Origin of the sequence: Flaviflexus salsibiostraticola (assembly GCF_003952265.1) — a bacterium.
In the GTDB taxonomy this organism is placed as follows: Bacteria; Actinomycetota; Actinomycetes; order Actinomycetales; family Actinomycetaceae; genus Flaviflexus; species Flaviflexus salsibiostraticola.
The window spans coordinates 927995-949711 of record NZ_CP034438.1 but is presented as its reverse complement, the minus strand read 5'-3'; the positions used below and the strand labels follow the sequence as shown (position 1 = coordinate 949711).

The following is a 21717-nucleotide window of genomic DNA, read 5'->3' as shown; positions in this document are numbered from 1 at the left end:
GACGTTCTTTGACACAATGTGTGGGTGATCGACAGCGAAGGGCAACAGCCGACAGGACCGACCGCGACCGGAGCGCCGAAATCCCGCCTGCCCGGAGCCTCACAGGTGAGGGAGGGATCCCGGGTCGTCATCATCGGCGGGGGACCCGGAGGATACGAGGCGGCGCTGACCGCGATTCAATTGGGGGCGCGCTGCACGCTCATTGAGGACAAGGGCGTGGGTGGCAGCGCTGTTCTCACGGATGTCGTGCCATCGAAGACCCTCATCGCGTCAGCGGAATGGCTGTACTCGGTCGAGTCCGCGGACCAGCTCGGCATCGTCGCCACCGGGGAGCCCTGGAGAGCCTCCTTCTCCGCGATCAACGCCCGAATCCGGGACCTCGCCGCACGCCAGTCCAACGACATCCGTGCCCGCCTGTTGACCGTCGGCGTGACGGTCCTCGACGGCCGTGGCGCGATTGCCTCCACTCTTGGGCGCGACGGGACGCGAGTCGTCCGGGCCGAGCTCGCCGATGGCACCGTGCGTGACCTCGAAGCCGAGGTCGTCCTCATCGCCACCGGCGCGACACCGCGGGAGCTGCCCGATGCGAAGCCGGACGGGGAGCGGATCCTCAACTGGACGCAGATGTACGGCTTGACCGAGCTGCCCCGCCATCTCGTCGTCGTCGGCTCCGGCGTCACAGGCGCGGAGTTCGCGGGTGCGTATAACGCACTCGGCGTTCCGGTCACCCTCGTCTCCTCAAGGGATAGGGTCCTGCCGAACGAGGATCCCGACGGTGCGGCGGTCATCGAGCGGGTCTTCGGAAGGCGTGGCATGACAATCCTGTCCCGCAGTCGTGCGCAGACCGTGCGACGGAGCGAGGACGGTGTTGTCGTCACGCTCGACGACGGACGTGAGGTCGAGGCGTCCCACTGCCTGCTCGCTGTCGGCTCCATCCCGAACAGCTCCGGAATCGGACTCGAGCTCGCCGGCGTCGCGCTCGAAGACTCTGGGCACATTAAGGTCGATCGGGTGTCCCGGACGACAGCTTTCCGCGTCTACGCCGCGGGGGACATCACCGGATCGCTTCCTCTCGCCTCCGTGGCGGCGATGCAGGGCCGGACTGCGATGAACCACGCCCTCGGGGACTATGTGGAGCCGCTCGATCTCACAGGGGTCGCCGCCAACATCTTCACCGCGCCCGAGATTGCGAGTGTCGGTGTCTCTCAGCGGGAGGTCGATGAGGGCCTCGATGCGCTGGTCACGATCATTCCGCTGGCGCGCAACCCGCGGGCGAAGATGCAGGGCATGACGGAGGGCTTCGTCAAACTGTTCGCCGACGCGTCGACGCGTGTCATCCTCGGAGGCGTCGTCGTCGCACCGTCGGCCTCCGAGCACATCCTCCCCATCGCGCTCGCCGTGTCGCAGAGGATGACGGCGGACGAGGTGGCATCGGTGTTCACGGTCTACCCGTCGCTGTCCGGCTCCATCACTGAAGCCGCGCGCCAGCTCCGGGGGTCGATCGGTGCCGACCACATCCGGAACGTGATGGCGCGCACGTCCGTTACGCTGGATCAGTAGAAAGGGGCAGATGATGAGGTCCTACAGACGCGGTCCGATCCTCCTGCGCGGGCACCAGATTCCGGATTCGACAACGGACGCGAGGCTGCTCGCGCCGGGCCAGGATTCTGCGTGGGTGCATTCGGACCCGTGGCGGGTCATGCGGATCCAGGCGGAGTTCGTCGAGGGCTTCGGCGCCCTCGCTGATCTGGGACCTGCGATCTCCGTCTTCGGATCGGCGCGCACCGCCCCCGGGGAGCCGGACTATGAGCTTGCCCGCGACATCGCCGCGAGGCTTGTCGCGGACGATTTCGCTGTCATCACCGGCGGCGGCCCCGGCATCATGGAGGCCGCGAACCTTGGCGCGGTCGAGGCGGATGGCATCTCGGTCGGGCTCGGCATCGAGCTGCCCTTCGAGCAGGGCATGAACGACTATGTCGACCTCGGCATCAACTTCCGGTACTTCTTCATCCGCAAGATGATGTTCGTCAAGTACTCCCTCGGCTTCATCGTCCTCCCGGGCGGCTACGGGACCCTCGACGAGCTGTTCGAAGCCCTCACCCTCGTCCAGACGAGGAAGGTGGAATCCTTCCCCGTCATCCTCGTCGGCCGTGAGTATTGGGGCGGGCTCGCCGAGTGGCTGGAGAAGAGCGTGCTCGCCGAGGGAATGATGTCGCCCGGCGACGAGAAGCTGTTCACCGTGGTCGACACAGCCGAGGAGGCCATCGAGGCCGTCCACGCCGGTCTCAAGGCCGTCGTGCATGCCAGAAACGGCGGCGACAGGGGCGCGCGTGCCGAAGACGCCGAATAGCGATCTTCTCCCGCTCTCTGCCAGTTTCAAGTAAACTGTGAAGTGAACTTCACTGAAGGAGATAGACTATGGCAGCTCAGAAACCCCGCTCGGGTGACGGTCCCATCGAAGTGGCAAAAGAAGGCCGCGGTATCGTCATGAGAATTCCCGTTGATGGTGGGGGGCGTCTCGTCATCGAACTGAACGCCGAAGAAGCAGCCGAACTCGGGGCCGCTCTCGACGCAATCGTCAACTAGCAGTGTACGTGAGCCCGGGCGCTGACCACTCGGTCGGCACCCGGGCTCAGCTCTGCGTCTGGGCGAGAAGCAGCCCGGACCCGACAGGGAGCAGTGACGACAGCGGGCTGCGGTCGAGCACATCGCGGACGAGGCCGCGAATCGCGACTGTCTCGGGCTCGCGCCGTGCAGGATCGGCCACCCGGCCATCGAGGAGGGCGCGGGCGATGACGAGCAGGCCGCCGGGTCGGAGGATCCGCAGTGCCTCCTCTGCATCACCGGGTGCCTCCTCGGGATCCCCGTCGACGAGGACGAGATCGTAGGACCGGTCGGCGAGCCTCGGGAGGATGTCGGCGGATCGGCCCTTGATGAGGCGGGTGCGGGATGCGCGAATGCCGGCGCGGGAGAACACCTCTCGGGCGGAGCGCTGCGCCTCCGCTTCGACATCGATCGTCGTCAGCGTGAGGTCGGGATTGCCGAGCAGGAGATACAGGCCAGAGACCCCGGCGCCGGTGCCGACCTCGACCGCGGTGCGCGAGTGAGAGATCGAGACGAGGAGCCGCAGGAGCGCGCCCGTCGCAGGCGACACGGCAGAGACACCGAGATCCTCGGCCGCAGCCCGCGCGAGGACCATCATCTGATCCTCCGCTGTCTGCTCCTCTGAATAGGCCCAGGACAGGGTCTTATCGCTCGCCATTGCATTCCTCCTACGGTCGCTCTGCCTTATCGTACGTGGAAAACGACCCCCGCCCGCGCCTTTGCCGGCGTGAGATATCGGCGGACGTGTTTTGTCTGGGCGAAGCCGTCACAATGTGGCGCACGACGCGTGGGGCCTAGTCCTTCGGTACCTGTCCGTATGACCCGCCCACGCTAAGATGGGCGGCATGGGAATCAACACGACTGAGTTCATCGTCATTGCGCTCATCCTTGTTGTCATCGTTGGTCCCGAGAAGCTCCCTGAGCTCGCAGCCCAGCTCGGCCGCCTCATCCGGGAGGTCAAGGCGATCGCGACGGGTGCGAAGGCCCGGGTCAAGGAAGAGCTCGGCCCTGATTTCGAAGAGCTCAAGAGCCTTGATCCCCGCCAGTACGATCCGCGCAGGATCGTGCGGGACGCACTCAAGGACGAGCCGCCGGCCCGGGTGCCCAGTCGCACCGCCCGGCCAGTCTCTACGCCGCGGGCAGCGCCCGCCGCTGCTGCCGCTGGTGCGGCCGCGGTCCCACCGCCCACCCAGAACAGCACGCCGGGTACGAATGACGTTCCTGCGTCCCAGGCCATGCCGCCGGTGAATCCGGGCGCAGCGGCCGCGGACCAGCCGGTCCAGGCAGAGGAGGCGGAGCCTGTCCGCGAGGCCGTGCCGTTCGACGACGAGGCAACCTGACCGATCGCCGACAGCGGCGACCCGCGGGTGCCTCTCTCAGCCGCTGACCACCACGGTCCATCCGCAGTGCGCGTGCGGCACCAGGGCCGTCCAGCACCCTAGGACAATGCGTCCCTGATATGACGATGCTCCCAACCAATCGGCTGGGAGCATCTGTCTGAGATCAGTTGATCGGGCTGAGACCGAGCGGTCGTCCGACCAGGCCGCGGGCCCTGTGCGAGAGCGAATCCGCGACCTCGCGGATCTTCGTCGCGGCGGGGGACTGGGAGTCGGTGCCCGCCAGGGGAGTACCGGCGTCGCCCTGCTCGCGCAGCTCCTGCTCGATCGGGATCTCGGCGAGGACGGGGATGTCGTAGCCGAGGATCCTCGTCAGCTCCGAGGCGACCTGCTCGCCGCCGCCGGTGCCGAAGAGGTCCATCCGGGAGCCATCCGGCAGCTCAAGGAAGGACATGTTCTCGATGACACCGATGACCTTCTGGTTCGTCTGGGCGGCCATTGCCCCAGCGCGCTCCGCGACCTGTGCGGCGGCCTGCTGCGGGGTGGTGATGACGACGATCTCCGAGTTGGGCAGAAGCTGTGCAACCGAGATGGCGACGTCGCCGGTGCCGGGGGGCAGGTCGAGAAGGAGGACGTCGAGGTCGCCCCAGAAGACGTCGGCGAGGAACTGCTGGAGCGCCCTGTGCATCATCGGGCCGCGCCACACGACGGGCGTGTTGCCCTGCGTGAACATGCCGATGGAGATGACCTTGACGCCCTGTGCGACGGGCGGCATGATCATGTCCTCGACACGGGTCGGGGGCTGGGTGACGCCGAGCATGTCGGGGATCGAGTGGCCGTAGATGTCGGCGTCGACGATGCCGACCCGAAGTCCCGACTTCGCCATCGCCACGGCGAGGTTCGCGGTCATCGACGACTTGCCGACGCCGCCCTTGCCGGATGTGATGGCGTAGATGCGGGTGAGGGAGCCCGGCTGAGTGAAGGGGATGACGGCTTCGGGGACGCCGCCGCGCAGCTTCGTCTGAAGGTTCTTGCGCTGCTCATCGGTCATGACACCGAAATCGACGGCGACGGAGGTCGTGCCCGCGACCTTGCCGACAGCATTCTCAATGTCGGTCGAGATCGTGCCGCGGAGCGGACATCCCTGCGTCGTGAGATCGATGCCGACGGTGACATCGCCGTTGTTGATGTCGACGCTGCGGACCATGTCCAGGTCGGTGATTGGGCGGCGGATTTCAGGATCAAGAACGGTGCCGAGGGCTTCCCGTACTGCTTCCTCGCTGGGTGTCGTCATACTCAATATTCTAGTGATGAACCCGTATGTAATCCAGGTCCCCGCCTCACAGTAGGCGTTCTCACGTTTGCTGTGCCACAGCCATCGCCGCTCCCGGGCGGTACGATGGTCTGTCGGAACGGGAGGGATGGAGTGCCTCAAGCAGCGGTCGTCACGACCGAACCACGTGCGCGGATCCGCCACATCGAGGGCCTCGACGGGCTCCGCGCCATCGCAGCTGGTCTCGTCCTCGTCTACCACCTGATCCCGGGATGGGCGGGGATCGGCTACATCGGCGTCGACGTCTTCTTCGTCCTGTCCGGATTCCTCATCACCAGCCTCCTCCTTGCCCGCAGGGGCGGCCTCAAGGATTTCTGGGCGCGCCGGTTCCGCAGGCTGTTCCCGGCCGCTCTGCTCGCCACGATCGGCTCTGCCGCCCTCGCGCTGCTTGTCGGTGGCGATGCTCTCGTCGCCCTCGGTCGCCAGGTCATCGGGTCGCTGACCGCGACCTACAACTGGGTCGAGATCGCGAACAGCTCGTCCTACTTCGACCAGTCGAGCCCTCTTCTCCTCACCACCATGTGGTCACTCGCCGTCGAGCAGCAGTTCTACCTGTTCTGGCCGATCATCGTCCTCGCACTCGTCAAGACGCGCAGGCGCTGGCGCATCGCTGCCGCCCTCGCCATCGCCGCCGGTTCGGTGGCCCTCCACACCGTCCTTGTCGCAACGGACGTGACGCGCGCGTACATGGGTACCGACACGCACCTGTGGGGGCTTATGGTCGGAGCCGGCCTCGCCTTCGCCGCGGAGCGGTCGGTGGTCGAGTGCGAGACATCGCCGAGCCGCCTGTCCGGCCTGTGGGGCACGGCGGGATGGTTGAGCCTGTGCGCACTTGTCGCAGCGGGGCTCATCGCAGAGAACTCGCCCCTCATGTACCCGTGGGGGATGGTGGTCGCGAGCCTGCTCGCACTGATCATCATCCGGTCCCTCCTGCCCGATGTGGACTCGGCACCGGCGGCTGCCCTGCGCGGACTCCTCAGCAGCGCGCCGCTGTCATGGGTCGGCGTGCGCTCGTACGGAATCTATATGTGGCACTGGCCGCTCTACGTGCTGCTCTCCTATCAGTACCCGCTGCTCGACCCGCTGCTCGCCGCCGCCCTCGTCGTCACCGCGTCGGTGCTCCTCGCCGACCTCTCCTACCGTCACGTTGAGAACCCGATACGGCGGATGGGAGTGGGTCCGTGGTTCGCCCACATACGTCAGAGCCTCGCCGCCATCAACCCCGCGGCCACCATCGGCGCCATCACCCTGCCGGGCTTCGCCCTGGCGCTCGCCGTCGCGGCCGTCATCGTCTCGCCCTCTGTCTCCTCCGGCCAGCAGGCCGTCGAGGACGGCAGGAGCGGCATCGTGGAGGGCGGCATGGGGGCAGGAGAGCCGGAGCGGCTCGACCCTGACAGCATCGGCGGGACAATGACGCAGCCGCCACCCGCAGATCGACCCAGCGCCGCACCCACCGCGCGCACCAGCCCGGAGCCAAGCGTAGATGCCTCTGCGGATGGGCCGGAGATGCCGACGCAGACGCCCGCGGTTCCAGCCAGCTGGGACGAGGTGACCGTCATCGGCGACTCCGTCACGCTCGCATCGAAGCCCGCGATGGAGGAGGCGATGCCGGGCATCGTCATCGATGCCGAGGAGTCCCGCAGCATCCACACGGCGCCCGACCTCATCGCCCTCCACGCGGCGCAGGGTACGCTCGGCGACTTCCTCGTCGTCTCGCTCGCCACGAACGGGCCTGTCTCAGAGGACGACGTCGACAGGATCCTCGACGCAGCCGGCCCTGATCGGACCGTCATCCTCACCACCGCATTCGGACCCGCTCGAGCATCGTGGATTCCCAGCGCCAACGACGTGATCGTGGCAGCTGCGCAGATGCACCCCGACCGTGTGAGGATCGCCGACTGGCACTCGGCCATCGCCGACCACACCGACCTGCTCGCCGGCGACGTCATTCATCCCGGCAGACAGGGCGGCCGCATCTACGCCGACACGGTGAAAGACGCCGTGGATCCTCGGTGAGCCGCACCGATCCGGCGTGACCAGTCGCGGCGCATCCCATGGCTGTCGAGGGGAGCCCGTCAGCAGGCTCAGTCCTCCTCCGAGCCCCTCAACTCTTCGATCTCAGCCTGGAGCTGGGCGATGCGCTCCTCCCGCTCGCGCAGCCGGTCGGTTCGCTCGCGATCGAGCTCGTCGATCATGTCGCGCAGCTCGGAGCGTACGAAGTCGCGCGTCGCCATATCGCCCAGAGTCATTCTCATGCCGACGATCTCCCGCGTCAGATACTCCGTATCGGCCAGGTTGCGCTCGGCCCGCTGCCGGTCCTGCTCGTTGGCGACCCTGTCCCTGTCGTCCTGCCTGTTCTGGGCGAGGAGGATGAGGGGGGCGGCGTACGAGGCCTGAAGCGACAGCATGAGGGTGAGTGCGGTGAACCCGAGTGCGGCGCTGTCGAAACGCAGATGCACGGGGGCGAGAGAGTTCCACAGGAGCCAGATGACGACGAAGACGGTCAGGTAGATGACGAAGCGGGGCGTGCCGGTGAAGCGGGCGATCGTCTCTGCGATCTGCCCGACCCGATCGGAGTCCCTGCGCGTGCGGAGCCGGCGAAGGCGGCGTTCGCGGCCCTCGAGTGGTTCACTGAAACGATCAGCCATTTCGCTCCACTCTCATGTCGGTCTCGTCATCCTCGGTCGTCCGCCAGTCGTCCGGCAGGAGGTGGTCGAGCACGTCATCGATCGATACGGCGCCCAGCAGCAGTCGAGAATCGTCCACGACGGGCAGGGCGGTCAGATTGTATGTCGCGAGCCGCTTCGCCACCGACCCCATCCCGTCCTCCGGGCTGAGCGGATCGATGTCGGTATCGATGATCTGCCCGAGCAGCGTCGACGGCGGCTCGCGCAGTGCCCGCTGGAGGTGGACGACGCCGAGATAGCGCCCGGTGGGGCTCTCGAGCGGCGGCCGGGTGACGAAGATCGTCGCTGCGAGTGCCGGAGTCACCGACGTCCGTCGTGCGGAGGCCAGCGCGTGGGCGACGGTGGCGTCGGGGCCGAGGATGATCGGCTCGGTCGTCATGAGACCGCCGGCCGTCCGCTCGTCGTAGGCGAGGAGCCGCCGGACGTCCTCCGCCTCCTCGGGATCCATCCGCTCGAGCAGCAGGGCGGCGTGGCTCGATGGGAGCTCGGCAACAAGGTCCGCGGCATCATCGGGCTGCATGACGTCGAGGACGTCGGCGGCCCGGTCGAGGTCAAGATCGGAGAGGATGGCGACGCGCTCCTCGTCACCGAGCTCGGAGAGCACGTCGGCGAGCCGCTCGTCGTTGAGGGCGGTCGCGACCGCGAGCCTGCGATCGCCGGGGAGCTCGCGGAACACCTCGGCGACGTCCGCGGGTTTGAGGTGGGCGATGCGGGCGAGGAGGGCGGTCGCAGCCTGCCCCTCCTTCCCGGTCGCCAGGCCGATCACGTCGCCCACCGGGACGATGAGGGACTCCCCGCCGTGCGGACCGTCCCGGTCGGTGCGGACGTAGGCGTGCGAGACCCGCCAGTCGGCCCGGCGATACTCCTCGATCGCGAGATCGATGACGACCGCGCTTCCGCTGCCGTCCTTGAAGCTGACGCGGCGGTCGAGGATCTCGCTGATGACGAGCGTCTCCGTCGAGCGCTGGGAGAAGCGTCGGATGTTGACCAGTCCAGTGGTGATGACCTGGCCGTTCGCGATCGAGGTGACTCGTGTGAGCGGCAGGAAGACACGCTTCTTGCCGGACACCTCGATGACGAGGCCGACCGCGAGTGGCGGCCCGACGAGGCGGAAGAGGACGACGACATCGTGGACCTTGCCGACCCGGTCGCCGATCGGATCGAAGACGCCCGTGCCCGCAAGTCGACCGGCGAAGACTCGGGTCCGCATGGTCAGCTCCTCTGTGCCCAGACGCGCGTCATCCACGCCTCGACATCCTCGATTGTGCGAGGAATCGATTCGGACAGGCGCCGGGCGCCGTCCTCGGTCACGAGGATGTCGTCCTCAATGCGGACGCCGATGCCGCGCAGCCACTCCGGGATCTTCTCGTCGTCCTCGCGGAAGTAGAGGCCCGGCTCGATGGTGAAGACCATGCCCGGCTCCAGCTCGGCATCGAGGTACATCTCCCGGCGTGCCTGCGCGCAGTCGTGGACGTCGAGGCCGAGATGGTGAGAGGTGCCGTGCGGCATCCAGCGCCGATGGAACTGGCCCTCGGGTGCGAGCGATTCCTCTGCCGTTCCGGGGAGGCAGCCCCACTCCTCGAGGTGGCGGGCGATGACGACCATGGCGGCCTCGTGAAGCTCTCGGAAGCGGACACCCGGCTCGTTCGCTTTGGCGAGGGAGGCCTCGCACGCCTCGAGCACGGCGCTGTAGACCGCGGCCTGCTCCGGGGTGAACGTGCCGTTCACCGGGAGGGTGCGGGTGATGTCGGCCGTGTAGAGCGAGTCGACCTCGGCGCCGGCGTCGATGAGGACGAGCTGGCCCTCCTTGACCTGGCCATCGTTGACGATCCAGTGGAGCGTGTTGGCGTGGTTGCCCGCGGCCGCAATCGTGTCGTATCCGAGTCCGTTCCCCTCTTCGCGGGCACGGGCGGCGAACGCCCCCTCGAGGACGCGCTCACCGCGCCAGTGGTCGACGGCCCGGGGGAGGGAGGCGATCATGTCCTCGAAGCCCTGCGCCGTGACGTCGATGGCCCTCTGGATCTCCGCGATCTCCCAGGCGTCCTTGCGGAGCCGGATCTCGCTCGTCGCCTCGAGCAGCTTCGCGTCGAGCGTCTGCCCCTCCGTGAGGGACTCGCGCCGGCGCAGCTCCTCGATCTGGGCGTCGATCTTCGCATCGACTGAGGCGATCGCCGCGAGCTGGACCTGGCCCAGGTCCTTCGCCAGCGCGTCGGGCAGGCTGTTGATGTGCTCGGAGCGGATGCCGGTCATCGTCGTCATCTCCTCGAGTGAGGGGCGCGCGCCGACCCAGAACTCGCCGTAGCGGGAGTCCGCCCAGAACTCCTCGGCGGTGCGCGGGCTGCGGGGGTGGAAATAGAGCACCGCCTCGTGCTCCTCGCCCTCGACCGGATGGAGGACGAGCACCGCGTTCGGCTCCAGCTCGCCGCCGAGGCCCGTGAGATGCGCGAAGGCGGAATGCGCGCGGAAGCGATAGTCGGTGTCATTCGAGCGGACACGGAGCTCGCCGGCCGGGATGACCAGCCGCTGACCCTCGAACCTCCGGCTCAGGGCGCGCCTGCGCTCCTTCGTGTAGTCAGCGGCCTCGGAACGTTCGGGTCCCGCCGGGCGCGGCCCCCAGTCCTCCCCGATGAACTCTCGAAACGCCCTGCTGTCGGGGCGCTGCGAACGGTTGGAACCACGATCTTCAGTCTCAGTGCTCATGGACCCCATTCTGTCACCCCTTCGGCCCACGGTTCGTCCTGGCGACGTTTGTGGGCAGATCCCGCGAAAAAGTCATAGCCTGGTTCGGTGATCGATCTCCACACCCATTCCGTGCACTCGGATGGCACGCAGTCGCCGCAGGAGCTCATGGCCGAAGCGGCGAGCCTCGGCATCCACACGGTTGCTCTCACCGACCATGACACGGTCGCGGGTCACCGCGAGGCGATCGACGCCGTCACGGTGACCGGCGTGTCGTTGGTCCGTGGCATTGAGATCAGCGCACGGTACGAGCACCGCTCCGTCCACCTCCTCGGCTATCTCTTCGATCCCCACGAGGGCATCGCCCAGCACTGCATCCGCCTGCGCGAGGCACGCACCGACAGGCTGTACAGCATGGTGGAGGCGATGGAGGAGGATGGTCTGCTCACGTGGCAGGAGGTCCTCGATGCCTCGGGGGACGGGGCGACGCTCGGGAGACCCCACGTGGCCGATGCGCTGCTGGCCCGTGGCACGGTCGAGAGCCGCGATGATGCCTTCGCGACGCTTCTCTCCGCGCGCTCTCCGTACTATCGGCCGTACTGGGCGCCCGAGCTGGGCGAGGCCGTCGACCTCATCCACGAGGCGGGCGGCGTGGCGATCTGGGCACACCCTCGAGCAGTCGGCCGGGGTGCGGCACACTCGTGGTCATCCATCGTCGAGGGCCTTGACCTGGGCATTGACGGCCTCGAGGTCGATCATCGAGACAACCCGCGGTCGGATCGGGATATTCTGGCGGATATTGTCACAGAGCGGGGCCTCATTCGAACCGGTTCGAGCGACTACCATGGCACCGGCAAGCGAAATCGTCTGGGGGAGAACACCACCTCACCCGAGATGTTCGAGAAGATCGCCTACAAGGCGTCGATGGAGGTCATCAATCCGTGAGCAGCGTCCTGGATCTCACCCTGTTCGCATCCACCTTCTTCACACTGTTCGTCATTATGGATCCGGCAGGATCGATCCCGATCTTCCTCAGCCTCACCGGAAGAATGACACCGAAGGAGCGCGCGTCTGCAGCGTGGCAGGCCACGGCGGTGTCGGCCGGGGTGCTCGCCACCTTCGGACTGTTCGGCACCTACATCCTCGGTTTCCTCCACATCTCGGTCCAGGCGATGCAGATATCCGGCGGCCTTCTCCTCCTGCTCGTCGCCCTTCAGCTGCTGACCGGCGAGGAGAGCGATCCGGGCAAACCGGCTGGCAAGACACACGTCGCGCTCGTGCCGCTCGGCACACCGCTCCTCGCGGGGCCGGGTACGATCGTCGCCTTCATGCTTGCGGTCGGTGAGGCCGGCACGCGAGTCCCCGCGATCACCGCGGTCATCAGCGCGTTCGTCCTCGTCCACATCATCACGTGGGCAAGTCTGCGGTTCTCCGTCCTCATCCATCGCCTCATCGGCGAAGGCGGCATCACCCTCCTGACAAAGCTCTTCGGCATGCTCCTGGCGGCGATCGCCGTTCAGCTCATGGTCAACGGCGTTCTCGCCGTCATCGCCGAGATGTAGGAGGGTCTTCGCGACCCGTTACAGATGGGTCGGGGACGCCGGCGACGGTGCGCGTTGAACAGACAAGGGTGGGTTCCGGACTATTCCGGAACCCACCCTTCATCGACTATCGGCTGACGACCGATCAGCCCTGCTCGCCCTGCGGCGTGCCGTTCTTCGTGCGCCGGCGCTGGCGGGGACGTCGGGGACGCTCTGCTGAGTCGCCGCTTCGGCCGCGGCCCTCGCCGCCGCGCTGCCCGCCGCCACGCTGACCTCCGCGGCTCTCGCCACCACGGCTGCCGCCGCGACCGCGACCGCGCGAGGCCTTGCCGCCGGTCTCACCGAGGTCCTCGACCTCTTCAGCTTCAAGGCCCGCTCGCGTGCGCTGCGAGCGCGGCAGACGACCGGTGACCTCCGGGTCGATATCGAGATCCTCGTAGAGGTGCTCGGACGTGTGGTACGTCTCGACGGGCTCAGGAGTGCCGAGATTGAGCGTGTTGTTGATGACGGACCAGCGCGGCATGTCCTCCCAGTCGACGAACGTGACCGCCGTGCCCTTGTGACCGGCGCGGCCGGTGCGGCCGATGCGGTGCACGTAGGTCTTGTCGTCCTCGGGGCACTGGTAGTTGATGACGTGGGTGACGTTGTCGACGTCGATGCCGCGGGCGGCCACGTCAGTCGCGACCAACACGTCGACCTTGCCGGAGCGGAACGCGCGGAGCGCGCGCTCGCGGGCACCCTGGCCGAGGTCGCCGTGCAGGGCGCCCGTGGCGAAGCCGCGCTCCTCAAGATCATCGGCGACGCGTGCGGCCTGGCGCTTCGTCCGCGTGAAGACGATCGCGAGATCGCGGCCCCGGGCCTGCAGGATGCGGGCGAGGACCTCGATCTTGTTGAGCTGGTGGGCTCGGTAGACGACCTGGGTCGTGTTCTTCACCGTCTGGTTGTCGTCGGTGGGATCCTGCGCGCGAATATGGGTCGGACGCGTCATGAAGCGGCGGGCCATCGCGACCACGGGGCCCGGCATCGTCGCCGAGAACAGCATCGTGTGTCGCGATGCGGGGGTGGCGGACATGATCGTCTCGACGTCCTCGAGGAACCCGAGATCAAGCATCTCGTCCGCCTCGTCGAGCACGAGAACCTTGACGTGCGAGAGGTCGAGGATCCGCTGCTTGAGAAGGTCGATGAGGCGTCCCGGCGTACCGACGATGATCTCGGCGCCCTTCTTAAGGGCCTCGACCTGGGGCTCGTAGGCGCGGCCGCCATAGACCTCGACGATGCGGATGTTGCGGTTGGTCGATGCGTTGACGAGGTCGCCGGCGACCTGGACCGCGAGCTCGCGAGTCGGCGCGATCGCGAGGGCCTGCGGGGCCCCGGGGGCGCGCAGCTGATCGAAGCCATCCTCGCCGGGACCGACGACGGCCTCGATCATGGGGATGCCGAAACCGAGGGTCTTACCCGTGCCGGTCTTCGCCTGGCCGATGATGTCCTGGCCGGACAGTGCGATCGGCAGCGTGAGGGCCTGGATGGGGAAGGGATGCGTGATGCCCTTCGCGGCGAGCGCCTCGACGATCGGCTGGCTCACGCCATAGTCGGCGAAGGACTTCTGCTCGATCTCCTCGGGCGTCGCATCGATGTCGGCTGCGGGCTCGTTGAGGGCGGGCACTGCCGCCTCGTCGGTATCAATTTTTCCAGTGTGTGAAGACATACGTCACCTTTGCTGATCGGCGGATGATGCGCTGTTCGCGCTGGCAGCCGATCGCAGAGGAGCAGGGCCGGGGACCCGGCGGGAGAGATGATGTCAACGGACGACCGGTCAACCTTCGGAACCATCCTAGACCACGGCCCACACCCCACGACGAATATGTGTCACGCGTGACCGAAGCCGACCCTGCGCGGCTCGTCCTCCCCGAGCGAGACGTAGGCGAGCGTCGAGACGGGGACAAAGGCCCGGCGACCCTTCGAATCCTCGACGCGGAAGATGCCGCCGTCGGCGACCGCCGCGGCGAGGGCGTTCTCGACCTCCTCGGGCGACATGTCGACGTCGTAGGTGAGTTCGCGGGCAATGTTCTGAATTCCAATGTGCAGTTCCATGGTCACCATCGTACGGAAAACTGCGAGCCGCCCCCGCCGCGATTCGTCACCAGCCGAAAAGTGGCGGCGATTGGCCTGAGGCCTCGCGTATCGTCGGGTGATATGGAGAACCTCGTCCTCGAAGAATCGCAGTCGGCAGCCCTCGACCATGCCCTGTCGGCACGCGCGACCGTCATCGCCGGGGCGGCCGGCACAGGCAAGACGACCGTTCTCCTTGAGGCCGCGTCCCGCATCGCCGACGCCGGCCAGTCCGCCGTCATTCTCGCCGCCGGTCGCAGGGCGGCCGATGATCTCCGCGTGCGCCTCACAGCGCAGCTCGGCCAGCTGCCCCAGGGTCTTGCGGTCCGGACTGCTCAGGCCTGGGCCTTCACAATCCTCCAGCAGTATGCGGCCGACCGGGAGCGGCAGACTCCCGAACTCATCACCGGCCCCAGCCAGGACGCGATTATCGGTGAGCTCCTCGTCGAACTCGGCGGCGCCATACCGTGGCCGGCGGAGATCACCCCCGACATCATGGCCCTGCCCGGCTTCCGCGCAGAGCTGCGCGACCTTCTCACTCGTGCCGCGGAGCTGGGCATGGCGGGCGCGGACCTCGTCGGACTCGGCAGAGAGCACGGCGATGGAATGTGGACGGCCGCAGGCGAGCTCCTCGGCCACTACGAGAGCGCCCTCGCCCTCGAGGATGCGACGGCCACCGGCGGAGCGGATCGCTTCGACCACGCTCGACTCGTCCATCAGGCGGCCAGGCTCCTGTCCGCCCCGGAGGCGTGGACCGATGGCAGCATTCCGCGCTGGGATTGGATTCTCATCGACGATTACCAGAACGCGACGCTTGCGACCGCTTCGCTTCTGTCTGCCGCGCGTCGGGAGGGTGCCCGCCTTATCCTCGCAGCCGATCCGGACACGGCTGTCGAGGGCTTCCGCGGCGGCATCGCCCATCTGCCGGGCCTCGCCCGAGGCGAAAGGGAGGGTCTGGGCTTCGGCGGCGAGATTAAGACCCTGCGCACCCGGCATCGAGCAGGGGGGAACCTTGCGCGCCTGCAGGACGCGCTGTGCTCCCGCATCGGCGTTGCCGGCATCAGCTCGCACCGTAACCCGCAGCCGGCGGGCGTGGCCGACTCCGTCGAGATCACGACCTTTCCGAGCGGCGATCAGCAGTACTCGGGGATCGCCCGCATCATCCGTCACAGCCACGTTCGCGGCGGGCTGTCGTACGACGATGTCGCTGTCATCACCCGAGCGAGAAGCGCCCACACGGAACTCGAGCGGGTGCTGACAGATGCCGGTGTCACCGTTCGTCCCGCCGCCCGCGAACAGCCGCTGCGCTTCATTCCCGTCATCCGTGCACTCATGGACATCATCCGTGAGGCGAACGGTGACGAACTCGATGACGCGACGCTTCTCGACGTGCTGGCGTCCCCTCTCGTCGGCATCGATCCCCAGGAGCTGAGAAGCCTGCGTCGCAGGTTGTCGATGTGGGCCGCCGAGCAGGGCACGGACCGCCCGGTTCGCGCGCTCCTCGAGAACGCACCGGAGGACGGATGGGCTGAGCCCATCAGGCGGCTCGCGGCGATTCTCGCCGCGGCGCGCTCGGCCGTCCTCGAGGGCGGGAATGCCGAGTCGGTGCTGTGGGCCGCGTGGGACGCAGCCGGCCGCGCCGAGGAGTGGCGTGTCCTCGCGCTCTCCGGGGGAGTCCGCGGTAGAGCTGCGAACGCCATGCTCGACACTGTCATGACCATGTTCCGGACGGCTCAGCGCATGGTCGACCGGGATGGCCGCGCCTCTTCGATCGAGCTCGTCGAAGATCTTCAGGCCCAGGAGTTCGCGGAGGACTCCATCGCGCGCACCGGCCGTGAGAACGGCGTCCATCTCCTCACCCCGGCCATGGCGACCGGTCTGGAGTTCGAGCTCGTCGTCGTCGCCGATCTCAATGATGGGGTGTGGCCCAACCTCCGGGCGCGGGACGGGCTCTTCGGGGCCGGCAGGCTCGCCGAGCTGCACCTCGATCGCCTGACGGGGGGAGCGTCCGGGATCCGGTCGATCCTCGACGATGAGCTCCGCATGCTGGCCGCGTCGGCGGGGCGCGCGAAGCGGGCACTCGTTCTCACGGCCGTCGATTCTGAGGAGACGTCGCGCTCCCGCTTCATCGACCTCATCGCCGATGAGAATGTCATCGAGCAGGTTGAGGCGAGCGAGCTGTCGATGTCGATCCCCGGCGTTGTCGGCCGACTTCGCTCCGTCCTGTCCGACCCCCAGCTGGGGGTGAGTGAGGAGGATCAGGAGGCCGCGGCCGCCATACTCGCCTCGCTGCCCCACTGGACCGACGACACGATCGCCGGGGTGGACCCGCAGACCTGGGTGCCGATCCTCGAGCCGAGCACCGATGCGAAGTGGGGGTCGGAGATGTGGCTCTCGCCCTCCGTCGTCGAGAGTGTGGCCGCCTGCCCGCTGCGCTGGTTCCTCACCTCGCGAGGCTTCAGCGATACAGATGATCGCCGCCGCCTCGACATCGGTATCCTCATCCACGATCTCGCGGAGCGCTTCCCGAACGGCGGCAGGGCCGAGCTGCTCGAGGCCTTCGAGGAGGGCTGGAAAGACATCGCGGCCACGATGGAGGACGGTCTGGAGAAGGACTCGGAGTACGCGGCTGCGCGGTCGAAGGTCGAGAACCTTTCCGTGTACCTGGCGACGAGCCCGCCCGCAGATGTCGAACAGGCCATCCGCGTCGACACGGACTCCTTCACGGTGAGCGGCCGCATCGACCGCATCGAGCATTCTGACGATGGTCCCGTCATCGTCGACTTCAAGACGGGCAACAGAGTACCGTCAGAGGCGGAGGCAGAGGATAACCCGCAGCTCAAGGTCTACCAGTGGGCATTTGAGAAGGCCATCGGCACGCCCTCGGCCGGGGCGCGGCTCGTTTTTCCTGTCGAGACCTACAGGAATGGCAGCCCGAAGACGAGGAGCCAGAAGCCGCTCTCCGACGAGGACCGGCAGGCGGTCGACGACCTCCTCACGGGTGTCAAGGAGGACCTCAGCGGATCGGGTCTGCCCGTGCGTGTGAATGAGTGGTGCGGGTTTTGCACCGTCAAGACGATCTGCCCGCTGTACGACGAAGGAGCGCTGTTCTCGTGAACCTCGAAACCCGCGAGGGAGCATCCCGCTTCCTCGAACAGATCGACGGCTACCCGCCGACATCGGATCAGCTCGACGTCATCATGGGCGGGCCTGAGCCGGCCCTTGTCATCGCCGGTGCAGGCGCCGGGAAGACGAAGACGATGGCTCTTCGAGTCGTCTACAGCGTCGCTGCGGGACGCGTGGAGCCGGGGGAGGCACTCGGCCTCACCTTCACGAAGAAGGCCGCAAATGAGCTCAGCTCTCGGGTGGCAGCCATGCTTCGGAAGGCGGCGCGGCTCGGATCGACGGCGCTCGATGAGGAGACGGCCATCCTCTCGCGGCCGCAGGTGTCGACGTACAACGCCTTCGCCTCCGCCATCGCATCCGAGCATGGCCTCCTCGTCGGTGTCGACCCGTCTTCACGGCTCATCACCGATGCTGAGCGCTTCCAGATCGTCAACGACATCGTCCGGGGCTGGAGAGGCTCGACAGAGGGCCTGGACGGTGCGCTCTCGACGATCATCGAGCACGTCCTGCGCCTATCCGCCGAGGTCCTCGACAACCAGCTGACAACCGATGAGGTGCGTGAGGCCCTGGTGGGCTTCGATGAGCATGTGGAGTCCCTCGACTACCAGCGCCTGACGAAGACGAAGGCCGGACGGCTGTTCCAGCACAGGGAGAAGTACGCGACGCGTCTCATCATCCTCGACATGGTCGATGCGTACCTCGAGTACAAGCGGGCCAACCGGCTCCTCGAATTCTCGGACCAGGTCGCCGTTGCGCACCGTGTGCTTCTTGCGCGCCCGCAGCTCGTCGAGGAGTACCGACGCGAGCATCGCCTCGTCCTCCTCGACGAATATCAGGACACATCAGTCAATCAGGCGCTCTTCCTCGCGGAGCTGTTCGGCGGCGGGCACGATGTGACCGCGGTCGGCGATCCGAACCAGGCCATCTATGGCTGGCGTGGGGCGTCCGCCGATGCGCTCTCCGCCTTCAAGGTGAGCTTCCGCGGTGCGGGCCCGGTCGCGGAATACTCGCTGTCGACCGCCTTCCGCAATAGGGGCGAGATCCTCGACGCCGCCAACACCGTGGCCGCGCCCCTGCGCCGACACTCGCAGCAGTCCGGACTCACAGTCCCGCCGCTGTCGCCCTTCACTCCGAGCGGAGGCGAGGTCGATATCTCGTTCGAGACGCTCAAGGTCGAGTCGTATCGTGCGATCGCCCGCGATATCGCCGAGTACCGGGAGAAGCATGCGGATATGAACGGCGGGCGGGGTCCGTCGGCCGCTGTCCTCTGCCGGGCCCGCGCTGCGTTCGAGCCGATGGCGAAGGCCCTCGACGAGCTCGGCATCCCCTACATCGCCCACGGGAACCAATCAGCGATCACGCAGCCGGAGGCGAAGACGGTCCGAGCGCTGCTGCGCGCCGTCATCAGTCCCTCCCGTGGCGATGAGCTCACTCGCTTCATGGCCTACCTCAACATTGCCCCCGCCGATATCGAGGCGCTCAACGCCGTCCGTCGACGGGCCGGGAAGGAGCAGGAGCGCGAGCTCAGTGTGGTCGAGGCGCTCGCCCTGAGGGACCGAGCCGACCTCTCAGCGGCCGGGCGTGAGCGCCTGGCTGTCCTGGCCGGTTGGCTCAGCACGCTGACCGAGGCACGATACGCGCGGATCGAGGACCTCGTCGGCATGGCGGCCCGAATCACCGGACTCGAAACCGAGGTCGCGTCCCGATCGGTCCAGGGCGGAATCGGCCGCGCGAGCCTCGCGATCCTTCAGCGCATGGCGGCCGGCTATTCGGAGGCGACCGAGGGCGCGGGACTGGACGCATTCCTTACATGGCTCGACATGGTCGAGGACAGGGAGAAGAGCGAGTCGGACGACCTGCCGCTCGCCGATCTCGCCCTGCAGTCGGGCGACGTGACCGACGAGGAGCTCGAGGATCCGCATTCGGTCACGATCATGACGGTCCACGGCGCCAAGGGCCTGGAGTGGGACTATGTCGCGATCCCGGAGCTCCGCCGGGGAGGCTTCGATCTGTTGACGAAGAATCCGGCGGAGCCGTGGGTCGGGTGTCCCGGCAAGGTCCCTCAGTGGCTGCGGGCCGATGCCGCGTCGCTCCCCGAATGGCGCTGGAAGGCGGCGCAGGATCGCGATGAGCTCGCCGAGTCATTCACGAGGTGGGACTGCGAGGACATGGCCGAGCATGAGAACCGGGAGCGCCGCCGCCTCGCCTACGTCGCGATGACGAGACCACGGTCCCGCCTCCTGCTCGCCGGCTACTGGTACGAGGACCGCGAGAAGGGCCGCAAGAATCTCGAGAAGCACCGCGCGGGAAAGAATACCGAGCAGGGTCCCTCCCGGCTTCTGCTCGGGATCGACGCGGACGTCATGGGCGTGAGCCTCGACGAATGGCCCGAGGTCGTGGGGGAGGCCGAGGATGAGAGCCTGAGCGCCCACTGGCCCGACGACCTCGATCGCGGTGCGACCGAACACCTGAGGCGGGCAGCCGACCGGGTTGCCGCCCAGACCCCGAGGTCAGTCGACGAGATGGTTGAGATGGTCTCCACTCGCTCGCCCTGGCTGCGCGATTCGCTCTCCGATCTCATCGCCCTGCTCGGCGGAGATGACGCGGACGAGCTTGACCTCGGCCACCTCACCGCCAACGGCGTTGTCGCCATGGCGGCCAGCCCCGAGGACTACCGCAGGAATCTCGAGCGCCCGATCCCCGGGGAGCCGGCCGTCGCCGCCCGCATCGGTCAGCAGGTCCATGAGCATATTGCCCTGCAGTACTCGGTGCCGCGCACGGGAGACCTCATCGATGTGTCCGGCGAGGTCGAGCAGGTGCTCGGACTCGATCTGCAGAACCCGGCGGTGTCGGCCCTTATCACCGCCTTTGAGGAGCTCGATGTGGTGAGGGACGGCGTCCGCCCGATCGCGATCGAGGCGCCCGTCGACGTGACGGTGGCGGGGATCCCCTTGAGGGGCACCATCGACGCGGTGTTCGACGACGGGGAGGCCGACGGCGAGCAGCGTGTCCGCATCATCGACTGGAAGACCGGCCGCCGCCCGAGGGACGCAGACCTGCCGACCCGCGAGCTCCAGCTCCATCTCTACCGATTCGCGTGGGCGAAGGTGACGGGAACCCCGCCGGAGAACATTCGAGCGGCATTCGCATACCTGGGGGAGAAGGACCCGAGCAGGCGCATCCACGACGTCGAGCCCATCAGCAGTGAGGAGCTCGAAGAGCGAGTGGCGGGCCTCCTCGAGCAGGTCCGGTTAGCAGGAAGGTCCCGCGGGGAGAGGACCGCAGCAGCTGGGGTCAGCTGGGCGAGCCTCCGCTCGTAGGCTCCTCCATCTGCCATCGCGGCCCGGTCATCTCATGAGGGTCGGCCGCGATGGACTCGTCGAGCTCGACGAGCATGTCCCGCGCCTCCTGGATGATCTCCTCGGACTCGATGCGCGTACCGTGGAGCAGCCACCGGGCGAGGGCGAACTCTGAATGCAGGAGCACCCGCTCGAGGAGGTGGGCGTCGCCGCCGCGGCCCCGTGACATGGCATATGACTCGGTGACGACATCGAGCAGGTCGTCATCCAGCGAGTTCGCGAGCCAGACGAAGTCCTCGGCAGGGTCTCCGACGTGGGCATGGCCGAATCCGCTGATGGCGCTCACCTGCCCGTTCGCCCACAGGACATTGTCCTCGTCCATGTCTGCGTGGACCGGAACCGTCTCAATCTGCCACAGCAGGTCCTCGGCGATCCATGCATCCCAGCGGCCCAGCAGGCTGCTCGGGGCCATGCGCGTGAGTGCCACGTCCTCAAGCTCCGTTTGAAGACGGCGGCGAAGACCCTCTGCGTCATAGATGGGAACGCCTGCTGAGGCGTAGATCTGGGGGTCGAGCTCATGCAGGGCGCCGAGCGCACGCCCGATCGACTGAGCCCCCTGCTTCGTCAGGGCATCGAGGTCGATGCTGCGGCCGTAGGGCTCGCGGTACACCATGGCCCGCCCGCCGTCGCGGACCGTGCTGAACGCCTTGGGGCGGATGACATCGAAGGGGAGCGCTCCTCGATCGACGGCGTCGATGAGCCCACCGGCCAGTGAGGCCTCGGCCTCGAGCGCCGTCCCCGCGAGCTGGTGGCGCGGGTACTTGACGACCCAATGCCGGCCCTGCGAGTCGAGGACACCGCCGACGTGGTAGTCGGGGGTCGATTCGAACGGTGGGCGGGTGGCGACGATCTCGACATCCCCCAGCGCTGAAACGGCGATGGCGGCAAGGAAGAGGGATGTCTGAGTCACATGATCAACTTAGGCGAAACAGCCGATACCTG

General features: G+C 67.4%; 17 protein-coding genes. 9 read left to right on the top strand and 8 right to left on the bottom strand.

Annotation, left to right across the window (positions count from 1 at the left end):
- Nucleotides 1–24: 24 nt before the first annotated feature.
- From EJO69_RS04535 to EJO69_RS04525, 3 genes are all read left to right on the top strand, one after another.
- A complete protein-coding gene (locus EJO69_RS04535) occupies nucleotides 25–1560 on the top strand; it encodes an NAD(P)H-quinone dehydrogenase (protein WP_245993771.1) in 1536 nt (511 codons plus the stop codon).
- A 10-nt stretch (nucleotides 1561–1570) separates the two neighbouring features.
- Nucleotides 1571–2350 carry an LOG family protein gene (locus EJO69_RS04530; protein WP_126039716.1) on the top strand — a complete coding sequence of 260 codons (780 nt, stop codon included), beginning with the start codon at nucleotides 1571–1573 and terminating at the stop codon, nucleotides 2348–2350.
- 68 nt (nucleotides 2351–2418) lie between these two features.
- Entirely contained in the window at nucleotides 2419–2586 is a 168-nt protein-coding gene (locus EJO69_RS04525) for a DUF3117 domain-containing protein (RefSeq protein ID WP_126039714.1), read from the top strand.
- A 46-nt stretch (nucleotides 2587–2632) separates the two neighbouring features.
- Here the strand turns inward: EJO69_RS04525 and EJO69_RS04520 are convergent, their stop codons facing one another.
- The gene (locus EJO69_RS04520; protein WP_126039712.1) at nucleotides 2633–3262 is read right to left on the bottom strand and encodes an O-methyltransferase; all 630 of its coding nucleotides are present in this window, start codon (nucleotides 3260–3262) and stop codon (nucleotides 2633–2635) included.
- Between the two features lie 187 nt (nucleotides 3263–3449).
- On the opposite strand from EJO69_RS04520, the gene EJO69_RS04515 reads away from it, so the two are divergent.
- A complete protein-coding gene (locus EJO69_RS04515; protein WP_126039710.1) occupies nucleotides 3450–3944 on the top strand; it encodes a twin-arginine translocase TatA/TatE family subunit in 495 nt (164 codons plus the stop codon).
- Nucleotides 3945–4107: 163 nt separating this feature from the next.
- On the opposite strand, the gene EJO69_RS04510 is transcribed toward EJO69_RS04515, so the two are convergent.
- Nucleotides 4108–5235, bottom strand: a complete 1128-nt coding sequence (locus tag EJO69_RS04510) for an Mrp/NBP35 family ATP-binding protein (protein WP_126039708.1) — start codon at nucleotides 5233–5235, stop codon at nucleotides 4108–4110.
- A gap of 132 nt (nucleotides 5236–5367) precedes the next feature.
- On the opposite strand from EJO69_RS04510, the gene EJO69_RS04505 reads away from it, so the two are divergent.
- The gene (locus EJO69_RS04505) at nucleotides 5368–7290 is read left to right on the top strand and encodes an acyltransferase family protein (protein ID WP_164519870.1); all 1923 of its coding nucleotides are present in this window, start codon (nucleotides 5368–5370) and stop codon (nucleotides 7288–7290) included.
- Nucleotides 7291–7358: 68 nt separating this feature from the next.
- On the opposite strand, the gene EJO69_RS04500 is transcribed toward EJO69_RS04505, so the two are convergent.
- The 3 genes from EJO69_RS04500 to EJO69_RS04490 are packed head-to-tail and all read right to left on the bottom strand — an operon-like array spanning nucleotide 7359 to nucleotide 10670.
- Nucleotides 7359–7922: a DUF1003 domain-containing protein gene (locus EJO69_RS04500; RefSeq protein ID WP_126039705.1), complete on the bottom strand. Its 564-nt coding sequence runs from the start codon at nucleotides 7920–7922 to the stop codon at nucleotides 7359–7361.
- Nucleotides 7915–9171, bottom strand: coding sequence for a magnesium transporter MgtE N-terminal domain-containing protein (locus EJO69_RS04495; protein WP_126042335.1), 1257 nt, complete (start codon nucleotides 9169–9171; stop codon nucleotides 7915–7917). The genes EJO69_RS04500 and EJO69_RS04495 overlap by 8 nt, the downstream gene beginning before the upstream one ends.
- Nucleotides 9172–9173: 2 nt before the next feature.
- Nucleotides 9174–10670, bottom strand: coding sequence for an aminopeptidase P family protein (locus EJO69_RS04490; protein ID WP_425454738.1), 1497 nt, complete (start codon nucleotides 10668–10670; stop codon nucleotides 9174–9176).
- Nucleotides 10671–10748: 78 nt separating this feature from the next.
- Here EJO69_RS04490 and EJO69_RS04485 point away from each other — a divergent pair, with 78 nt between their 5' ends.
- Both EJO69_RS04485 and EJO69_RS04480 read left to right on the top strand, forming a co-directional pair.
- Entirely contained in the window at nucleotides 10749–11585 is an 837-nt protein-coding gene (locus EJO69_RS04485; RefSeq protein WP_126039701.1) for a PHP domain-containing protein, read from the top strand.
- Complete coding sequence (locus tag EJO69_RS04480; RefSeq protein WP_126039699.1) at nucleotides 11582–12202, top strand: MarC family protein; 621 nt, start codon at nucleotides 11582–11584, stop codon at nucleotides 12200–12202. The genes EJO69_RS04485 and EJO69_RS04480 overlap by 4 nt, the downstream gene beginning before the upstream one ends.
- A 124-nt stretch (nucleotides 12203–12326) precedes the next feature.
- Here the strand turns inward: EJO69_RS04480 and EJO69_RS04475 are convergent, their stop codons facing one another.
- Together EJO69_RS04475 and EJO69_RS04470 are read right to left on the bottom strand one after the other, a co-directional pair.
- Nucleotides 12327–13886: a DEAD/DEAH box helicase gene (locus tag EJO69_RS04475; protein ID WP_126039697.1), complete on the bottom strand. Its 1560-nt coding sequence runs from the start codon at nucleotides 13884–13886 to the stop codon at nucleotides 12327–12329.
- A gap of 161 nt (nucleotides 13887–14047) precedes the next feature.
- Nucleotides 14048–14272, bottom strand: a complete 225-nt coding sequence (locus EJO69_RS04470; protein ID WP_126039695.1) for a DUF3107 domain-containing protein — start codon at nucleotides 14270–14272, stop codon at nucleotides 14048–14050.
- 102 nt (nucleotides 14273–14374) lie between these two features.
- Here EJO69_RS04470 and EJO69_RS04465 point away from each other — a divergent pair, with 102 nt between their 5' ends.
- Both EJO69_RS04465 and EJO69_RS04460 read left to right on the top strand, forming a co-directional pair.
- Nucleotides 14375–17407, top strand: coding sequence for a UrvD/REP family ATP-dependent DNA helicase (locus EJO69_RS04465; RefSeq protein WP_126039693.1), 3033 nt, complete (start codon nucleotides 14375–14377; stop codon nucleotides 17405–17407).
- Nucleotides 17404–20736, top strand: a complete 3333-nt coding sequence (locus tag EJO69_RS04460; protein ID WP_126039691.1) for an ATP-dependent helicase — start codon at nucleotides 17404–17406, stop codon at nucleotides 20734–20736. Before EJO69_RS04465 ends, EJO69_RS04460 begins: the two co-directional genes overlap by 4 nt.
- On the opposite strand, the gene EJO69_RS04455 is transcribed toward EJO69_RS04460, so the two are convergent.
- Nucleotides 20711–21685 (bottom strand): phosphotransferase, encoded by a 975-nt coding sequence (locus EJO69_RS04455; protein ID WP_126039689.1) that lies wholly within the window; start codon nucleotides 21683–21685, stop codon nucleotides 20711–20713. The genes EJO69_RS04460 and EJO69_RS04455 overlap by 26 nt on opposite strands.
- Nucleotides 21686–21717 lie beyond the last annotated feature (32 nt).

What these genes read in the sequence shown, in the direction of transcription:
- EJO69_RS04530 (WP_126039716.1), top strand. Translation starts at nt 1,571, where the DNA reads ATGATGAGGTCCTACAGACGCGGTCCGATCCTCCTGCGCGGGCACCAG.
- EJO69_RS04525 (WP_126039714.1), top strand. Translation starts at nt 2,419, where the DNA reads ATGGCAGCTCAGAAACCCCGCTCGGGTGACGGTCCCATCGAAGTGGCA.
- EJO69_RS04520 (WP_126039712.1), bottom strand. Translation starts at nt 3,262, where the DNA reads ATGGCGAGCGATAAGACCCTGTCCTGGGCCTATTCAGAGGAGCAGACA.
- EJO69_RS04515 (WP_126039710.1), top strand. Translation starts at nt 3,450, where the DNA reads ATGGGAATCAACACGACTGAGTTCATCGTCATTGCGCTCATCCTTGTT.
- EJO69_RS04510 (WP_126039708.1), bottom strand. Translation starts at nt 5,235, where the DNA reads ATGACGACACCCAGCGAGGAAGCAGTACGGGAAGCCCTCGGCACCGTT.
- EJO69_RS04500 (WP_126039705.1), bottom strand. Translation starts at nt 7,922, where the DNA reads ATGGCTGATCGTTTCAGTGAACCACTCGAGGGCCGCGAACGCCGCCTT.
- EJO69_RS04495 (WP_126042335.1), bottom strand. Translation starts at nt 9,171, where the DNA reads ATGCGGACCCGAGTCTTCGCCGGTCGACTTGCGGGCACGGGCGTCTTC.
- EJO69_RS04490 (WP_425454738.1), bottom strand. Translation starts at nt 10,670, where the DNA reads ATGGGGTCCATGAGCACTGAGACTGAAGATCGTGGTTCCAACCGTTCG.
- EJO69_RS04475 (WP_126039697.1), bottom strand. Translation starts at nt 13,886, where the DNA reads ATGTCTTCACACACTGGAAAAATTGATACCGACGAGGCGGCAGTGCCC.
- EJO69_RS04470 (WP_126039695.1), bottom strand. Translation starts at nt 14,272, where the DNA reads ATGGAACTGCACATTGGAATTCAGAACATTGCCCGCGAACTCACCTAC.
- EJO69_RS04465 (WP_126039693.1), top strand. Translation starts at nt 14,375, where the DNA reads ATGGAGAACCTCGTCCTCGAAGAATCGCAGTCGGCAGCCCTCGACCAT.